This window comes from Mycobacterium sp. KBS0706 (assembly GCF_005938675.2).
Lineage (GTDB): Bacteria > Pseudomonadota > Alphaproteobacteria > DSM-16000 > Inquilinaceae > Inquilinus.
Genome location: NZ_VCCH02000007.1, coordinates 20,873 through 38,675, shown reverse-complemented (window position 1 = coordinate 38,675; position 17,803 = coordinate 20,873). Strand labels below are relative to the sequence as shown.

The following is a 17,803-nucleotide window of genomic DNA, read 5'->3' as shown; positions in this document are numbered from 1 at the left end:
TCTTGAGTCCCCCCTCCCCTCGCGGGAGGGGGCTAGGGGGCGGGGGTTCGTGCCTCTCGCCCCGATCATCGGGCAAGGAATCGGTTCTCGACACGCTCCAGTCCTGCAACGCCACCCCTCTTCGATCGACAGCCCCCTCCCCCTACCCCCCTCCCGCAAGGGGAGGGGGGACTCGTAAGGGCGGCACTGACAGAGAGCGAGGCCCCGCCGGCTGGCCGCAAGGACAGGAGGCCCGCCGGTGAATCTGAACCACGTGGCCAAGCGGCTGATCCAGCTGGTCCCGACGCTGTTCTTCGTCCTGGTGGTGATCTTCGTGCTGGTCCGGCTGCTGCCCGGCGACCCGACCAGCGCCATGCTCGGTGACAAGGCGACCGATGCCGACGTGGCGCGGCTGAACGCCCAGCTCGGCCTCGACCGGTCGATCCCGATGCAGTTCCTGCTGTTCGTCGAGCGGATCGCCCAGGGCGATCTCGGCACCTCGATCCATCTCAAGGTGCCGGTGATGCGCCTGATCCTGGAGCGGATGCCGGTCACCCTGGCGCTGACCGGCTTTGCCGCCCTGCTGGCCCTGCTGATGGCGGTGCCGCTGGCCTTCGCCGCCGCGATGCGGCGCGGGCGGGCGGCCGACACCGCCATCCGCGGCGCCTTCCAGGTCGGGCTGTCGATGCCGATCTTCTATCTCGGCCTGGTGCTGCTGACCGTGTTCGCCGCCGGGCTGCGCTGGTTCCCGGTCGGCGGCTATGGCGACGACTGGGCCGACCGCGCCTGGCACCTGTTCCTGCCGGCCCTCACCCTGGCGCTGAGCCTGTCCGCCGTGCTGATGCGCAACCTGCGCGCCTCGATCATCGAGGTGCTGGGCGCGGAATATGTCGACTTCGCCCGGTCCAAGGGCCTGGCGCCGCGGCTGGTGCTGGGCCGGCACGTGCTGCGCAACGCCCTGATCTCGACCGTCACCCTGTTTGGCCTGTCGGTCGGCACGCTGATCGGCGGCGCCGTGATCACCGAGACGGTGTTCGCCATCCCCGGCGCCGGCCGGCTGATGATCGACAGCATCTATGGCCGCGACTACCCCGTGGTGCAGGGCCTGACCCTGGCGATGGCGGTGCTGGTGTCGTTGGTGTTCCTGGCGACCGACCTGGTGCAGGCGGCGCTCGACCCGCGGGTGAAGTCGTGACCGCGGTCGGCCTGGCCCCGGCCCGCGCCCGGCGGCGTCCCTCCGCAGCCCTGATTGCCGGCCTGCTGATCGTCGGGGCCAGCCTGATCCTGGCGATCGCGCCCCACCTCGTGGCGCCCTACGACCCCACCGCCTTCGACTATCGCGCCCTGCTGCAGCCGCCGGGCCGGGCCCACCCCTTCGGCACCGACAATTTCGGCCGCGACATCCTGAGCCGGGTGATCTGGGCCTATCGCCTGGACATGCAGATCGCGTTGTTCACCACCCTGTTCCCGGTGGTCTTCGGCACCGCGGTCGGGGCGCTGGTCGGCTATTACGGCGGGATCTGGGAGCCGATCTTCGGCCGCATCGTCGATGTGGTCATCACCTTCCCCTTCCTGGTGCTGGTGATCGCCATCGTCGCCGTGCTGGGGCCCGGGCTGTTCAACATGTACATCGCGGTCGGCGCCGTCGGCTGGGTGTTCTACGCCCGGCTGATCGCCGCCGAGATCAAGGTGCAGAACCGGCTGGACTATGCCGCCGCCGGCAAGGTGATGGGCTATGGCGATGCCCGCATCATCCTGCGCCACCTGCTGCCCAACACCCTCTCGCCGGTGCTGGTGTACTGGATGACCGACATGGCGCTCTCGATCCTGCTGGGCGCGAGCCTCGGCTATCTCGGCCTCGGCGCCCAGCCGCCCGCCGCGGAATGGGGCCTGTTGATCGCCGACGGCAAGAACTTCATGTCCCAGGCCTGGTGGATCACCATCTTCCCCGGCGTCGCCATCGTCCTCACCGGCTTCGGCTTCAGCCTGCTGGGCGACGGCGTCGCCGACCTGCTGCGGCCTGAGTCATGACTGACACGGTGCTGTCGATCCGCGGCCTGACCGCGACCTTTCCGGCCAGCGGGGGCGAGGCTGCGGCGGTCGCCGGGGTCGACCTGGATTTGCGCGCCGGCGAGGTGCTGGGGCTGGTCGGCGAATCCGGCTCGGGGAAGAGCGTCACCCTGCGCGCCGTGCTGGGGCTGGTGCGGCCGCCCGGCCGGGTCGGCGGCCAGGTGCTGTGGCAGGGCCGCGACCTGATGGCGTTGCCGGAGCAGGCGCTGCGCCGGGTGCGCGGCGGCGAGATCGCCATGATCTTCCAGGAGCCGATGACGGCACTGAACCCGGTGCTGCCGATCGGGCTGCAGATCGATGAGAGCCTGCGGACGCACACCGGTCTCGGCCGGCGGGCGCGACGCGACCGGGCGCGCGAGCTCCTGGACCTGGTCGGCATCCCGGCCGCCGCCCGGCGGCTCGACGACTATCCGCACCAGTTCTCCGGCGGCATGCGGCAGCGGGCGATGATCGCCATCGCGCTCGCCTCGGAGCCGAAGCTGCTGCTGGCGGACGAGCCGACGACGGCGCTGGACGTCACCATCCAGGACCAGATCCTGACCCTGCTGCTGCAGCTGCGCGACCGGCTGGGGATGAGCGTGATCCTGGTGACTCACGACCTCGGCGTGGTGGCGCAGAGCTGCGACCGCATGGCGGTGATGTATGCCGGCCGGGTGGTGGAGACCGGGCCGGTCGCCGCCGTGTTCGAGCGGCCGCGCCACGCCTATACGCTCGGGCTGCTCGGCTCGGTGCCGCGCGGCGGCGGGCCGCGGCTGCCGCTGCGCTCGATCGAGGGCGCGCCGCCGCCCCTGACCGAGCGGCCGCCCGGCTGCGCCTTCGCCCCGCGCTGCGCCTTCGCCACGCCGCGCTGCCGGGCCGAGCGGCCGGCGCTGGAGCCGGTGGGGCCGGACGCTGCCGTGGCCTGCTTCGAGAGCGCGCGAGTCGCCGAAGCCCGGGGTGCGGCATGAGCGCGCCGATCCTGGAGATCGCCGGGCTGACCAAGCGCTTCCGGCTGGAGCGCACGGTGGCCGACGCGCTGCGCCGGCGCCCCCACCCGGCGGTGCACGCCCTGAACGGCATAGACCTGTCGGTCAAGCGCGGCGAGACGCTGGGCATCGTCGGCGAATCCGGCAGCGGCAAGTCGACCCTGGCCCGCTGCATCGTCCGGCTGATCGAGCCGGACGAGGGCACCCTGCGCTATGACGGCGTCGACATCCGGGCCCTGGAGGGGGCGCAGCGCCGCGCCTTCAACCGCCGGGTGCAGATGGTGTTCCAGGACCCGCGCGGCTCGCTGAACCCGCGCATGACGGTGCGCCAGACCCTGGCCGAGGCGCTGTCGGTGCACCGGATGCGGCCGAAGGCGGAGATTCCCACCCGCATCGCCGAGCTCTTGGACCTGGTGCGGCTGCCGCGCGAGGCGGCGGACCGCTACCCGCATGAATTCTCCGGCGGCCAGCGCCAGCGCATCGGCATCGCCCGGGCGCTGTCGGTGGAGCCGGAATGCCTGATCGCGGACGAGCTGGTCTCCGCCCTCGACGTCTCGGTCCAGGCCCAGGTGGTGAACCTGCTGCTGGAGCTGCAGCAGCGCCTGGGCCTGACGGTGCTGTTCGTGGCGCATGATCTGCGGCTGGTGCGTCACCTGTCGCACCGGGTGGCGGTGATGTATCTCGGCGGCATCGTCGAGACCGGCGACACCGAGGCGCTGTTCGCGGCGCCGCGGCATCCCTACACCCAGGCGCTGCTGGCGGCGGCGCCGGACCTGGATCCCGCCCGGCGTCACCGCGTGCCGGCGGCGCGGGGCGAGTTGCCCAGCCCGGTCGACCTGCCCTCCGGCTGCCCGTTCCACCCGCGCTGCCCGCACGCCTTCGACCGCTGCCGGATCGAAGCGCCGCTGCCGCGCCAGACCGAGACCGGCACCGCCGCCTGCCACCTGCTGGACCGGGCGCCGCTGCCCGCCGCCGCGCCGCTGCCGCACAAGGAAGCCGCCCATGGGCTATGACCGCTTCGCTGAGGAATCCGGCCGGCTGAACGACGTGCTGAACGCCGTCAACCTGCTGGTCTGGGATTCCCGCACCCAGATGCCGGCCGGCGGTGTCGCGGCCCGCGGCCGGCAGATCGCGACGCTGACGGCGCTGGCCCGGCAGATCGCGACCGGCCCGGCGATGCGCGACGCCCTTGCGGCCGCCCGCGACGAGGTGGCCGGCGAGCCGGCGGACAGCCGGCGCCGCCGCGCCGTGGCCGCGATGCAGGACGGCGTCGCCGCGCTGGACCGCATCCCCGCGCCGCTGCTGCATGAGGCGGCGCTGCTGAAAACCGAGGCGCAAGCGGCCTGGGCCGCGGCGCGGGCGCGCTCCGACTTCCCGGCCTTCCGCCCGTATCTCGAGCGCAGCTTCACGCTGCAGCGCCGGATCGCCGATGCGCTGGGCTGGTCCGATTACCCCTATGACGCGCTGGTGGCGCAATACGAGCCGGGCATGACCCTGGCCCGGCTGCGGCCGATCTTCGCCACGCTGCGCGCCCGCCTGGTGCCGCTGATGCAGCGGGTGCTGGACCGGCCGCCGCCGCGGCGCGACTTCCTGGACCGCGACTATCCGGTGGACCGGCAAAAGGCTTTCGCGCGGGCGCTGACCGAGCGGGTCGGCTTCGACTACGCCCATGGCCGGCTGGACGAGACGGTGCACCCATTCGAGATCTCCTTCACCCGCGACGATGTCCGCATCACCGCGCGCTATCGGCCGAATTACCTGCCAGCCGGGCTGTTCGCGGCGCTGCACGAGGCCGGGCACGGGATGTACGAGCAGGGCATCGACCCGGAGATCGGCCGGTCGGCGCTCGCCACCGACATCGTCAACCTCTACGCCGTCGGCGGCGCCAGCTTCGGCATGCACGAATCCCAGTCGCGGCTGCTGGAGAACCGGGTTGGCCGGTCGCGCCGCTTCTGGGAGCTGAATTTCGGGCTGCTGCGCGATGCCTTCCCGGAGCAGCTGGCCGATGTCTCGGCCGCGGAGTTCTGGCGCGCTGTCAACCAGGTGCGGCCCGGGCTGATCAGGGTCGAGGCGGACGAGCTGACCTATGACCTGCACATCATGCTGCGGGTCGAGCTGGAGGCCGCGGTGATCGCCGGCGACCTGGCCATCGCCGACCTGCCCGCCGCCTGGGCCGATCGGATGCGCTCCGATCTCGGCCTCGAGGTGCCCGACGACGCCCGCGGCGTGCTGCAGGACGTGCACTGGTCGACCGGCTATGTCGGCTCTTTCCCGACCTACACGCTGGGCAATGTGATGGCGGCGCAGCTGTTCGCGGCGGCGGAGCGCGACCCGGCGGTGGCGGCCGGACTGGAGGCCGGCGACTACGCGCCGCTGCGGCTGTGGCTGAACCACGCGGTGCACCGACATGGCCGGTCGCGCACGCCGGAGGAGATCCTGCAGGCGGCCACCGGGCGCGGCCTCGATCCCGAGCCCTACCTCGCCACTGTGGAGGCCAAGTACCCGATCGCCGACGCGGCCTGACGACTGGCAGAAAAGAGTCCGGCCCGAAGCGTGGTGGGGGAGGCTTCGGGCCGGGCCGGGCGCCGTGATCGAGGAGTGGCACCTGGGACTCAGCTTGAACCGAAGCGAGCCGACCATCCAGGGTTGCCGGCCCCCCTATTTTCGGCCGTTGCCGGCGGAACTGCGGTCCGGCCGCTGCCGTTCCGTTCAGGAACAGCGTGGAGGCCAGCATGACGACGCCCCGCAAGCCCATCGACGAGCAGCCGAAGGACCGGAAGGCGGCCAGCCGGAAGGTCGACGAGGCCTCGGCCGAGAGCATGGATGCGAGCGATCCACCCTCCTTCAACCCCGGCACCGCCGGTGCGGGCGAGGATCGCCGCTCGGTGAAGAAGGTGAAGGAGCGGCACTGAGCCGCCTTGCCGATCGGTAAGTGGACAGACCGGGCCGACCGTGGCCGGAGCGCGGTCGCGCCGCCCGTCAGCAGCCGGCGCCGTGCCCGGCCCGGCCTCCCCCAAGGACATGACCCGGGCCGGGCGCCCCGCCTTCCCCGTCAGCGCCCTGGCAGCAGCCGCCAGCTGCGCAGCTCGAACGGCTCCAGGTCGTGCGCCTTGTCGCGCTCCGCCGGCTCCTCCAGCAGCGACACCGCCTCGCCCAGGCGCCAGCCCTCCGGCATGGTGATCGACAGCGGCCCGCGGGCGCCGGCCGGTTCGTAGAGGCGCAGCACCAGCCCGCCGCCCTCCTCCGCCGGCTTCAGCGCGGCCAGCCCGGCCTTGATGCCGGAGACCATCAGCGGCGCGTGCAGCCCGGCTGCCAGGTTGCGCGCCGGCAGCGCCAGCAGCGGCTGGTTCAGATCCTCTGCCGCCTCGCGCACCCCGCCCTCATGCCAGTCGCCCGCATGCGGCAGGATCGCGTAGGTGAACTCCTGCACGCCCTCATCGGCCAGCAGGTCGGGATAGATCGGCGCTCGCACCAGGCTGAGGCCCAGCACATTGCCGAGCGCGCTGTGGCCATATTTCCCGTCGTTCAGCAGGGCGACGCCGAAACCCGGCTCCGACAGGTCGGCGAAGCGGTGACCCGGCACCTCGAATTTGGCCTGGTCCCAGGAGGTGTTGCGGTGGGTCGGCCGCCGCACCACGCCAAAGGCGCATTCGAAACTGGCCTGTTCCGCCCGCACCGCCACCGGCACCAGAGCGCGCAGCAGCACCCGCCGCTCGTGCCAGTCGAGCCGGGTGTGGATGTCGAGCCGCGGCGAGTTCGCCCACAGCGTCAGGGTCTGGGTGACGGTCGAATCGCGGAAGCGGCGCACCAGCCGCAGCGCCGCCCGGTCCGGCCCGTCCTCGACCAGCTCCGATGACTCCAGCCCGGTCAGCTCGAAGCCCTGGCGGTCGTAATCCGCCTCGATGTCCCAGGCATCCCAGCTGCGCGGCTTGTCGGCCGGGTACAGCCACAGCTGGTTGCCGCGCCCGGCCAGCGCGTCGCGGCCGGTCGGCTTGTGCAGCAGGCGGGTGATGGTGCCGTCGGCGCCGATCTCGGCCCGCAGGAACCGGTTCTCGAGATGGCTGCCCGTGGTCGACCACCCCGCCGACAGCCCGGGCGCCGGCTGCAGCGCCGCCCGGTCGAGCACGACGATGCCGAGCGGCGGCACCGTCAGGTCCGGCACGAGGGCCTCACCCTCCAGCTCCAGCCGCAGCGGGCGCGGCGACAGGTCGGGGTTCACCACCACCAGCGCGTCGGCGGTGCCGCCCGCCGGCAGGGCCGCGGCGATCGCCGCCAGCGCCTCGGCCTGGCGGTCGAGGCCGGCGTCGCGGGCCGCCGCCAGCTCGCGCTCCGCATCCTCATAGACCTCGCGGATGCTGGAGCCGGGCAGGATGTCGTGGAACTGGTTTTTCAACAGGCCGCGCCAAGCCGGCTCCAGGCTGCCGAAGCTGGGGCCGCCAAGCAGCGTGGCCAGGCTGCCGGCGACCTCGGCCGCGATCAGCGCCCGCTCGGCCTGGCGGTTCAGCCGCTTGGTGCGGCCCTGGCTGGTCAGGGTACCGCGGTGCAGCTCGAGATAGATCTCGCCGAGCCAGACCGGCAGCTCCGCCGCCCGCTCGTGGATTCGGCCGAAGAAATCCTCGACCCGGGCCGGGCGCAGCTCCGGCAGCGCCGGGAAATCCGTCAACTGGGCCTGGCGCTCCAGCATCTCCGGCGTCACCCCGCCGCCGCCGTCGCCGAAGCCGATGGCGAGCAGGCTTTCGTCATGCGCCGTCTTGCCCCGGAAGTTGCGCCAGGTCGGCAGCACGCAATCGGCCCGGATGGTGCCGTTGTAGCCCTGGATCGGGTTGTCGAAGGTGTGGGCCAGGACCCGGCTGCCATCGAGGCCTTCCCAATGGAACAGGTCGTGCGGGAAGCGGTTGGTCTCCGACCAGTTCACCTTGATGGTGAAGAAGCTGTCCATGCCGCCCTGGCGCAGGATCTGTGGCAAAGCGGGCGAGAAGCCGAAGCAGTCGGGCAGCCAGCACACGGTGTGACGGCGGCCGAAGGTCCGCTCGAAGTAGCGTTGGCCGTACAGCGCCTGGCGCACCAGGGCCTCGCCGGTCGGCATGTTGGTGTCGGGCTCGACCCACAGCCCGCCGATCGTCTCCCAGCGGCCCTCCGCCGCCCGCTCGCGGACCTGGGCGAACAGGTCGGGGTCGTCGGCCTCGACCTGGGCGTAATAGGCGGCGGTCGACTGGTTGAAGACGAAGCCGGGGAATTGCTCCATCAGCCGCAGCGCGGTGTGGAAGGTGCGGCGGGCCTTGCGCCTTGTCTCGGCATAGGGCCACAGCCAGGCCAGGTCGATATGGGCGTGGCCGGTGATGGCCAGCCGGCCCTGCGGCGGAAAGCGCTGCTTCAGCCCGCGCAGCGCCGCCACCAGCCCGTCATGCGCGGCGACCACCGAGGCCCGCTCGGCCTCGCCCAGCGCCGGCGGCTGCCGGTCGAGCTCGGGCAGGCGCCAGATCGCCTGTTGCTGCGGCAGCGGCGCGGTGCGGGCGATATAGGCGCCGGTCGCCGACGGCCAGTCGAGCGAGCGCAGCGCCGCCTCGGCTGCGGTCAGCAGATGCGGCACCGCCTCGTGCTCCTGCAGCGCCAGCGCCGTCTCCCACACCTGGCGCAGCAGCAGCGCCAGCCGGTGCACCGCCGGGTCGACCCAGACCAGCCGGGCCTCGGCGAGCCGCGGGTGGCGCACCGGCTGGCCGAAGGGCAGGCGCGGCACGCTCTCGGTCTCGATCCGGATCCGGCGGGCGCGCAGCGGGAATTCGCGGTGATTGATATCGAGGCCGAAGCGGGTCAGCCCGGCGCCGTCCTCATGCAGGGTCAGCAGGCTTTCGCCGCCGACGTCGAGATGAAGCCTGGTCTCGTCCAGCGGCCAGGCGGACGGAACCTCGGCCTCGGCAGTGAAGGCCAGGACGCCTTCCGTGTGCGGCCAGGGGTCGCCCAGCGACAGGGGCCGGCCGTCGCAGCGCCACGGCTCGATCGGCTCGATCGCCCGCTCACGCCAGCACAGGATCTCTGCAATGCGGGCGTCCAGGCGATGCAGGCGCTGGGCGATGGACAGGCTCATTCCGATCTCTCCGATGGGCAAGGACGGGACGGCGATGCCGCCTGCGGGACCTGGGGAGACACGATTCGCCTCCTAGTTACCGCATTCCGCCGCCGCGGGCACGGGGCCGTGACAAAATCGGCCCATGGATGAAGCCTCGCCAGAGGGGTTCGGTTCGCTTGGATTTTACAGATTTTAATGCTCTCCTTAGCGATTGTTTTGCGATGCAAAAAAGGTTTCCTGTTTCGTCGGCACTGATGATAGCTTACCCGGACTTGGTTTCGGGTTCATGCACAGGCGGTCGCCGCAACACCGTCGTGCCGCCGGACAGGATCCCACGATCCGGACACCGGCGGACCAGGGGGAGCGCAACGTCCCGACAGGGTTCGGTTCGGACGGCGTTTCCCCCTGAAGACCGTGCCGCCGGGCCCCGGCGGCCGGACGACAGCTTGCAAAGGAGCAGGACGTATGGCTCAGGACCAGATCCTGTTCGACGCGACCCGATTGGTACGCCGGGCCGGCAGCGCAACGCCGACCGGCGTCGACCGGGTGGAGCTGACCTATGGCCGGCACCTGCTCGACCGCTATCCGGGCGAGGTTCAGTTCATCGCCCGCTGGCGCTCGCGCTACTGGCAGCTTTCAACCCCCGCCTTCGCCCAGTTCGTCGCCAGCCGGTGGGAGCGCTGGAGCTTCGGCGCCCACCGCATCCGCGGCAACGACGCGGAGCGGATCGCCCGCTTCATCGGCGTGCCGGCGGAGCAGTTCGGCAACGGCCACTCGGCGACCATGCCGGCCCCCGCGCCGCGGCCTTCGGCCCCCTTGCTGCAGCTCGGCATGGACGCCCTGCTCGGCGCCCGCGGGCTGCTGTCGCGCATGATCAGCATCAGCGCCCGGCGGCGGCAGGCGATCTACGTCAACGTCTCGCATGAGGGGCTGCACCAGCCGGCGACGCTGCAGCGCCTGGTGACGCGCCGCAAGCTGGCGCCGATCTACTTGGTGCACGACCTGATCCCGATCGACCATCCGGAATATGTCCGCCCCGGCTACGCCGCGCGGCACGTTGCCCGAATCGAGGCGATCTCGACCACCGCCGCCGCCACCATCGTCAATTCGCAGCAGACCAAGCGCGACCTGCTGAAGCATGTGCAGAGCCACCATGGCAGCATGGACGACGTCTTCGTCGCGCCGCTCGGGGTCGACCGCCGCTTCGCGCCGCAGAAGCTCAACGACCTGGAGAGCGAGCCCTATTTCCTGATCATCGGCACCATCGAGCCGCGCAAGAACCACCTGTTCATGCTGCAGGTCTGGCGCGCCTTGGTGCAGAAGCTGGGCGCGGCCGCGCCGAAGCTGCTGATCGTCGGCCGCCGTGGCTGGGAAAACGAGAATGTCATCGACATGATCGAGCGCTGCGACCAGATCTCGGATCATGTCATCGAATGTGGCCGCGTGCCCGACGCGGTGCTGCACCGGCTGATGATCGGCGCCCGCGCCGTGCTGTTCCCGTCCTTCGCCGAGGGCTACGGCCTGCCGCTGGTCGAGGGCCTGGCCTGCTCGGTGCCGGTGATCTGCTCCGACCTGCCGGTGTTCCACGAGTTGGGCAGCGGCATCCCGGAATATCTCGACCCGCTGGACGGCCCCGGCTGGATGGAGATGATCCTCGAATACGCCCAGCCGAACTCGCCGCGCCGCCAGGCGCAGATGGCTCGGCTGGCGCGCTTCAAGGCCCCGACCTGGGACCGGCACTTCAACATCTTCGACGACGTCGTCGAAGATGTCCGGCGCAAATACGCCATCTGCTGAGGCGCTGGACGCTCACATCCCGCGGAACAGGGCCGCGACGATCGCCTCGGGCGCGTCCTCCTGCATGAGGTGGCCGGACGCCGGGACGCGGGTCAGCGCGCCGCCGGTCAGCTTTGCTGCCAGGCGCTCGCCCTGGGCGATCGGGATCCAGGCATCCTCCTCGCCCCACAGGATCTCGACCGGCCAGGGCATCGGGCCGTAGGACGGCTCGACCTCCTCGAGATAGCGGTCGTGCATCTGCGCGATCTGGCGGTAGAAGGCCGGGCGCCCGACCTCGCCCTGCCAGGGACGCATGTGAATCGCCATCGCCTCCCCGGTCAGCGGATTGCGCGCCGCGCCCTGGAGATAGACCCGCAGCAGCGCGTCATGGGCATAGTCCGGCAGCCCGGCGAAGGCCTGCTCATGCTTGGCGACATGAAGGAAGAAGGGCGAGCCGGAGGGCGGCAGCGCCACCGGATCGACCAGGGTCAGGCGCCGGTAGCGGCAGCCTTCGAGATAATGGGCCCGCAGCGCGGTCATGCCACCGAAGTCATGGGCCAGCACCTCCGGCTGCTCCAGCCCCCATTCGCGCAGCAGGGCGGCGAACAGCACCGTCTGCACGGCCGGGGACACGTCCTGGCCGTCGCGCTGCTCCGACTGGCCATAGCCCAGCAGGTCGAAGAGGTAGACCCGCCGCCGGGTGGCCGCCAGCGGTGCGATCCGGCGCCAGACCTGGGACGAGAACGGCGTGCCGTGCACCAGGACCACCGGCGGCCCGTCGCCGATCACGCCCCAGGCCACGCTCTGGCCGCGGAAGGCGAAGCGCCGATCGAGAGTCAGCATGGGCATTCCCCTGAAGCTGCTGTCCCTATGACGGATCAGGCCCGCTCTCGGTTCCTTTGCAGATCCGCCTCGATGGCACCTTTGGCCAGCCAGGAGCGGATGTAGCGGTTGATCTGCTCCGGCCGCCATTGCACCGGGGCATGCCCGCCGCCGGCAGGCGCGGCGCGGCCGCAGTCCAGGATCATGAAATCGGTGCGGCGCTCGCGCTCCGGATCGACTTCCTTCAGCACCGGCGCGTGATCGCCGTAGAAGGCCAGCAGCACCCGCTCCGCCGCAGCGTCGAAATGGGCCGTCAGCCGGGCCAGCATCGTGTCGGCATGGCCGATATGGTGCAGGTATTGCTGCAGCGGCTCGTCCTTGCCCGGCACCCGGCCCGGGCGGAAGGGATCGTGCGCCTCCATGGTGACGCAGACCAGGAACAGCCTGAGCCCGTCCGTCCGGGCCCGCCGCAGCTCGTCCTCGATCACCCCGGCCACCGCGGCATCGGAGATGTAGATGCCGCTGCGTTCGGCCTCGGGCAGGTCGCGCCGGCAGATGAAGCGATCGAAGCCGAGGGCCGGGATCGCCTCGCGGCGCCGGAAGAAGCTTTCGTCATAGGGATGCAGGAAGACGGTGCGCCAGCCTTCGAGCTTCAGCGCCGCCGCCAGCGAGGCCGGGGCGTAGCGCTGCGGCCGCAGATAGGGGTGCAGCCCGTCGAAGGATTGCTCTTCGGCACCGAGGCCGGTGATCGCCGAAATCTCCGGCCGCAGCGTGTAGGCGCCGAAGCACGGCACCTCGAGCAGGCCATGCGCCAGCGCGCGGGGCTTGAGCCGGTCGAATTCCGGCAGCGCCGTCGCGATGCCGATGCGGCGCAGATCCATGAAGGATTCGGACTGCACCACGATCACGGCATCGACGTCCTGGCGCAGGCCTGCCGCCGGCGGCGCCGGCAGCGGCCGACGCCCCTCGCCCCGCCAGCGCAGCCAGGCGGTCGGCAGCGACAGCGCCACGCCGAAGCGCCGAACTGTGTCGCGCGGGTCGTGGGGATCGGCGAAGGTCAACGCCTTCGGCCACGGAAAGACAGCGGCCGCGAGCCCGAGCAGCGCCGCCTCGGCCGCCAGCAGCGCCAGCTGCGCCGGCACCGGAATGCTGCGCGGCTCCAGCCCCACCCAGGCCGCGATCACCGCGACCAGCAGCGCCGTGATGCCGATCAGGGCCAGGCCTTCGCGCCGCTCGATATAGAACAGGCTCGGGTGGCGCAGCATCGGCAGGATGAAGGCGAAGTCCGAGAACACCAGCGGCTCGTAGAGGCTGCGCCGCTTGGCGTTCGAGATCGCGACCAGGATGGCGAGGGTGACCAGGCTGGCGACCAGCGCGAACCAGAAGCGGCCGAACAGGCCGAGCCAGGCGCCGAGCAGCAGCAGGAACACGATCGCCCGGCCGGGGATGGCGGCGCGGCTGCCGCCGAAGATTCCCCGTCGCGGCCGGGCCAGGGCGTCCACCGCCTCCCAGGCGACGGCGCCGCCGGCCAGGCCGATCAGCTCGGGCACGACCGGCATGGCGCCGCCTCCCCCAGGTCTCAGCCGCCCGACACCACCGTGGTCGCCGGAGTGCCGACCGAGATCGCCCCGCGCACCACCGACAGGAACTTCAGGAACTCGACCGAGGACGCGGTGCCGACATAGACCAGGTCACGGGGGCGCACCGGGAACTGCTGGGCGTAGAAGAAGCCGCGCGGATCCTCGAAGCTGAGCCGGTAGACCACCGGCACCGGCTGCCGCGAGGCCAGCAGCGGCGAGGTCGGCCGCATCGACTGGAACACCGGCCGTGATTCGAAGCGGAAGATGAAGACGGCGCTGGCGTCGGCGGCGTTCGGCGCCAGCCCGCCGGACCGGCCCACCGCCTGGGCCAGGGTGAACGGATCCTGGTCGATCGGCAGCTCGCCGGAGCTGCTGACCGCGCCGAGTGCCGTGTAGGTCTGCGGCCGGCGGGTGATGTAGATGGTGTCGTCGGGCTGGATGTAGATGTTCTCGGTCGGGTTCTGCAGGATGGTCGGAAGCCCGACCGTCTCCGACGCCCCCGCCCGGGTCAGGGTGATGAAGGTCTCGGCCGGCTGCGACCGGATGCCGCCGCCCTGGGCGACGACGTCGAGCAGCCTTTCGCCCCGGATGTTGAGCGGCACCCGCGCCGCGCCGGTCTGGTCGCCCAGCACCGAGGCCGAGGCGGAGCTGGATTCCGGCACCGTGACGATCACCTGCGGCTGGCTGGCCTGGCTGGTCAGCGACTTCTCGATCGCATCGGCGACCTGGGTCGGGGTGCGGCCGATCGCGCGGATCGGCGTCGCCGCATAGGGCACGGAGATGTTGCCGCGCTGGTCGACGACCTGGGGCGGCAAGGTGACGCTGTGCGCGCCGTCGGCGCCGGTCGGGGCCACGGCGCCGCCGCCGCCGGCGGCGAACAGGCCGGTGCCCGCTTCCCAGATCGACACCGAGACGGTGTCGCCGACGCCGATCTGCTGCGAAGGCGCCGGTGCGCTGTCGCCGAAGCGCTGCATCAGGCTGGGCCGCGGGGCGCGGCTGAACGCCGCGATCGTGGTCTCGTTGAGATCGACGATGGCGTAGCGGGTGTCGACCTCTTTGGCCATCTCCGCCGCCGACGCCTTTTCGCCCGACGCCAGGATCTGGCCGGCCAGGGGACCGTTGCTCGGCAGCTCGCCACAGGCGGGGAGCGCGAGAACGGCGGGAATGAGCCAAGCCAGTCGCAAGGTCATGGATCCGTCGTCTCTCAGCTGTGCGCCGTAGCGCGAATGCTTGGGTGCATATCAGGTTTCGAACGCGATAGCCACCGTTACGTGCACTCACATTTTCACATTTGAGTCTCGAAACCAAGGCGCGGCGCGGGATCCAGGGTTGCAAACCTCAAATTTCGGTTTTCGTGGACCGTTTTAGGTTTTATATCTATAGGGGCACGCCAAATCTCTGATGGCGGTGCGGTCGTCGCTGTGTTGCGATACAGCGCGCCGCCATCGGGGTGCCCGGAGCCTTCGCTTCGAGTCGCAGGACAGCAGGACCACGCCGTGACGTCTCAAACCATCATGATCGACGGCTACAATCTCGGCCTCGAAACCGGCACCGGGGTGGCCACCTATGCCCGCAACCTGAGCTACGAGCTGCACAATCTCGGCTACCGCACCGAGGTGCTGTATGGCGGCAGGGCGGCGCCCAGCACCCAGCAGCTGCTGCGCGAGATCGCCTTCTTCGACCCAAGCAATGTCGGCGAGGCGCCGCGCTGGCTGGAGTTCCTGCGCTACGTCAACGAGCTGATCCATTCGCCGGCGGGGGTGCGGGCCAAGCCGGTGCCGATCACCGGCAAGGTGATCGCCAGGACCTACCGGTCGCGGATGCCGTATTACGACCAGATCAGCTCGGTGGCGGACCTGTGGAGCCGTGCCTACCGGCATTTCGCGATCTACCGCAACCGGATGACGGTGACGCTGCGCGACACGCCGCAGCTGATGCACTGGACCTATCCGCTGCCGCTGCGCATGGCCGGCGCCCGCAACATCTACACCATCCACGACCTGGTGCCGCTGCGGCTGCCCTACACCACGCTCGACAACAAGCGGCGCTACCACCGGCTGACCCGGATGCTGCTGCGCAAGGCCGACCACATCGTCACGGTGTCGGAGACCTCGAAGCGCGACATCGTCGACCTGTTCGGCTACCCCGAGGAGCGCATCACCAACACCTACCAGGCGGTCGACATCCCGGCGAAATACGCCGAGAAGCCTGAGGAGGCGGTCAAGCGCGAGGTCGAGGGCACCTTCAACCTGACCTACAAGGGCTACCTGCTGTATTTCGGCGCGATCGAACCGAAGAAGAACATCGGCCGGCTGATCGAGAGCTACCTCGCCAGCCAGATCAAGACCCCGCTGGTGATCATCGGCAAGCTGGCCTGGAAGACCGACCAGGAGCTGAAGCTCTTGAACGATTCGTCGATCCGCTACCTGGAGCAGGTCGACACCCTGACCTTCACCCGCAACCGGGTCCACCGCATCGACTACGCCCCCTTCCCGCTGCTGGTCAGCCTGATCCGCGGCGCCAAGGCGGTGACCTTCCCGTCGCTGTACGAAGGCTTCGGCCTGCCGGTGCTGGAGGCGATGCGTCTGGGCACGCCGGTGCTGGCCTCGACCGAAGGCGCGCTGCCGGAGGTGGCCGGCGACGCGGCGCTGCTGGTCGACCCCTACGATACCTACGCGCTGGCCGACGCGATCCGCGCCCTCGACGACAACGCCGAGCTGCGCGGCGATCTGGCGCAGCGCGGCGCCCGGCAGGCCGCCCTGTATTCGCCGGAACGCTACCGCGCCCGGCTGGGCGAGATGTACCGGCGACTGCTGCCGGCCGGAGCATCGGCCGCGGCCTCAGCTGCGGCAGAGGCCGCGGCCGGGACGCCGGTTCTGGCGGATGCCGATCAAAGGTTTCGCTGAAGAATCCGCAGCGTTGTAAAAAGGTTTGGTGGTTTCGCAGGTTTCCTCGATGCGTCCCGTCTGCTATGCTGCGGTGCAGCGAACGGAAGCGTAGCCGCCCCGACTCTGGAGAGAGGTAAGGCTTGGGCAAGACACCGGACAATCCCTCGGAAGATCTCTCCGAACAGCCGGACCAGCAGGCTTCGGTCCCCGAATCCCAGGACGCGCAGGCATCGCGGCGGACCATCGCCGAGTTGCGCGCCGCCCGGGCACGGATGACGGCCCGCCGCGGCGGGGATTCGCCCGATCCTGAGGCGGAAGCGCCGCCTGAGGCCAAGGCGGTTCCGGCCGATGCCACGGTCACCTCGCTGCCCAGCAGGCGGCGGCAGGGGGATGAGCTGGTGACCGGCTTCCGCGACGTGCCGGCGGTGCGCTCGGCGCCGCCGCCGACGGCCCGGCGCAACCCGCTCGAGCGCCGCTTCGACAGCCAGACCGAGACGCTGCGGCTGCCCAACCGCAAGGCCAGGCTGTCGGCCGGGTTCTGGCTGTCGCTGCTGCTGATGGTGGTGCTGCCGACCGCGCTGGGCGGCGCCTACTATCTCTATTTCGCCAGCGCCCAGTACGTCTCCGAGTTCCGCTTCGCGGTGAAGTCGTCGAACGCCTCAGCCTCGTCGGCGACCACCGACCTGGTCGGCGCCGCGCTGGGCCAGTCGGCCCGGCTGTCGGCCTTCAGCGACAACTTCATCGTCGCCGACTACATCACCAGCCGCGAGGCGGTGACCGACCTGCTGAAGACCGTCGATCTGCGCGCGATCTACAGCAACAAGGACGCCGACTACCTGGCCCGGCTCGACCCCACCGTGCCGGTCGAGAAGCTGGTGGAGTACTGGCAGAACCGGGTCGACGCCAGCTTCGACGTGTCGACCGGCATCTCGATCGTCCAGGTCCGGGCCTTCACGGCCGAGGAGTCGCTGCGCGTCGCCAAGGCGCTGATCGCCTCCAGCGAGGATCTGGTCAACCGCATCGCCGAGCGCTCCCGCGAGGATTCGATCCGCTTCGCCGAGCGCGACGTCAAGAATGCCGAGGACCGGCTGCGCGAGATCACCGCCAAGCTGCGCACGTTCCGCAACGTGCAGCAGACCCCGGACCTGTCGACCAGCGCCTCGTCGACCCTGAGCCTGTCGCTGCAGCTGCGCACCAACCTGGCGCAGATGGAGGCGCAGCTCACCTCGCTGTCGACCCACATGTCGCCGGACGCGCCGACCATCAAGGTGCTGAAGAACAACATCGCCGCGACCCGGGACCAGCTGGGCAAGATCGAGGGCGAGCTCGGCGCCGGCGCCACCGCCCCGGCGGGCGGTGACAAGCCGTCCCAGGAGGGCTATGCCGCGACGCTGTCCGACTACGAGGACATCCGGCTGGAGCTGCAATTCGCGCAGCAGAGCTACCAGAACATGCTGACGGCGCTGGACCAGGTGCGCAGCAGCGCCATGTCCGACCGCACCTATCTGATGCCCTATGTCGAGCCGCAGCTGGCCGAGTACGCGCTGTATCCGGAGCGATACGAGGACGTGCTGATCGTGTTCCTGATCGCCTTCGTGGCCTGGGCCATCACCATGCTCACGGTGCATTCCGTGCGCGACCACATGATCTGAGGCG

General features: G+C 70.6%; 13 protein-coding genes. 9 read left to right on the top strand and 4 right to left on the bottom strand.

What is annotated here, in order from left to right; translation table 11 throughout:
- Positions 1–238: 238 nt before the first annotated feature.
- The 6 genes from FFK22_RS05405 to FFK22_RS05380 all read left to right on the top strand — a co-directional run bounded on the left by FFK22_RS05405 (position 239) and on the right by FFK22_RS05380 (position 5,926).
- Entirely contained in the window at positions 239–1,174 is a 936-nt protein-coding gene (locus FFK22_RS05405; protein ID WP_138887514.1) for an ABC transporter permease, read from the top strand.
- Positions 1,171–2,010, top strand: a complete 840-nt coding sequence (locus tag FFK22_RS05400) for an ABC transporter permease (RefSeq protein WP_138887513.1) — start codon at positions 1,171–1,173, stop codon at positions 2,008–2,010. Before FFK22_RS05405 ends, FFK22_RS05400 begins: the two co-directional genes overlap by 4 nt.
- On the top strand, positions 2,007–2,996 hold the full coding sequence (locus FFK22_RS44335) for an ABC transporter ATP-binding protein (RefSeq protein WP_138887512.1): 990 nt from the start codon (positions 2,007–2,009) through the stop codon (positions 2,994–2,996). Before FFK22_RS05400 ends, FFK22_RS44335 begins: the two co-directional genes overlap by 4 nt.
- On the top strand, positions 2,993–4,027 hold the full coding sequence (locus tag FFK22_RS44330) for an ABC transporter ATP-binding protein (protein WP_138887511.1): 1,035 nt from the start codon (positions 2,993–2,995) through the stop codon (positions 4,025–4,027). Before FFK22_RS44335 ends, FFK22_RS44330 begins: the two co-directional genes overlap by 4 nt.
- The gene (locus tag FFK22_RS05385) at positions 4,017–5,537 is read left to right on the top strand and encodes a carboxypeptidase M32 (RefSeq protein ID WP_138887510.1); all 1,521 of its coding nucleotides are present in this window, start codon (positions 4,017–4,019) and stop codon (positions 5,535–5,537) included. Before FFK22_RS44330 ends, FFK22_RS05385 begins: the two co-directional genes overlap by 11 nt.
- Positions 5,538–5,746: 209 nt before the next feature.
- A complete protein-coding gene (locus tag FFK22_RS05380) occupies positions 5,747–5,926 on the top strand; it encodes a hypothetical protein (RefSeq protein ID WP_138887509.1) in 180 nt (59 codons plus the stop codon).
- Between the two features lie 140 nt (positions 5,927–6,066).
- On the opposite strand, the gene FFK22_RS05375 is transcribed toward FFK22_RS05380, so the two are convergent.
- Positions 6,067–9,099, bottom strand: a complete 3,033-nt coding sequence (locus FFK22_RS05375; RefSeq protein ID WP_138887508.1) for a glycoside hydrolase family 38 C-terminal domain-containing protein — start codon at positions 9,097–9,099, stop codon at positions 6,067–6,069.
- Positions 9,100–9,546: 447 nt separating this feature from the next.
- Between FFK22_RS05375 and FFK22_RS05370 the strand changes: the two genes are divergently transcribed.
- Complete coding sequence (locus FFK22_RS05370; protein ID WP_138887507.1) at positions 9,547–10,878, top strand: glycosyltransferase family 1 protein; 1,332 nt, start codon at positions 9,547–9,549, stop codon at positions 10,876–10,878.
- A 12-nt stretch (positions 10,879–10,890) separates the two neighbouring features.
- Here the strand turns inward: FFK22_RS05370 and FFK22_RS05365 are convergent, their stop codons facing one another.
- The 3 genes from FFK22_RS05365 to FFK22_RS05355 are packed head-to-tail and all read right to left on the bottom strand — an operon-like array spanning position 10,891 to position 14,449.
- Positions 10,891–11,700: an alpha/beta fold hydrolase gene (locus FFK22_RS05365; RefSeq protein ID WP_138887506.1), complete on the bottom strand. Its 810-nt coding sequence runs from the start codon at positions 11,698–11,700 to the stop codon at positions 10,891–10,893.
- 35 nt (positions 11,701–11,735) lie between these two features.
- Complete coding sequence (locus FFK22_RS05360; RefSeq protein WP_138887505.1) at positions 11,736–13,238, bottom strand: LTA synthase family protein; 1,503 nt, start codon at positions 13,236–13,238, stop codon at positions 11,736–11,738.
- A 20-nt stretch (positions 13,239–13,258) separates the two neighbouring features.
- Positions 13,259–14,449, bottom strand: coding sequence for a polysaccharide biosynthesis/export family protein (locus tag FFK22_RS05355; protein ID WP_138887504.1), 1,191 nt, complete (start codon positions 14,447–14,449; stop codon positions 13,259–13,261).
- 306 nt (positions 14,450–14,755) lie between these two features.
- Between FFK22_RS05355 and FFK22_RS05350 the strand changes: the two genes are divergently transcribed.
- A complete protein-coding gene (locus FFK22_RS05350; RefSeq protein ID WP_221938405.1) occupies positions 14,756–16,165 on the top strand; it encodes a glycosyltransferase family 1 protein in 1,410 nt (469 codons plus the stop codon).
- A gap of 122 nt (positions 16,166–16,287) precedes the next feature.
- Positions 16,288–17,799, top strand: coding sequence for a hypothetical protein (locus FFK22_RS05345; protein ID WP_138887503.1), 1,512 nt, complete (start codon positions 16,288–16,290; stop codon positions 17,797–17,799).
- Positions 17,800–17,803 lie beyond the last annotated feature (4 nt).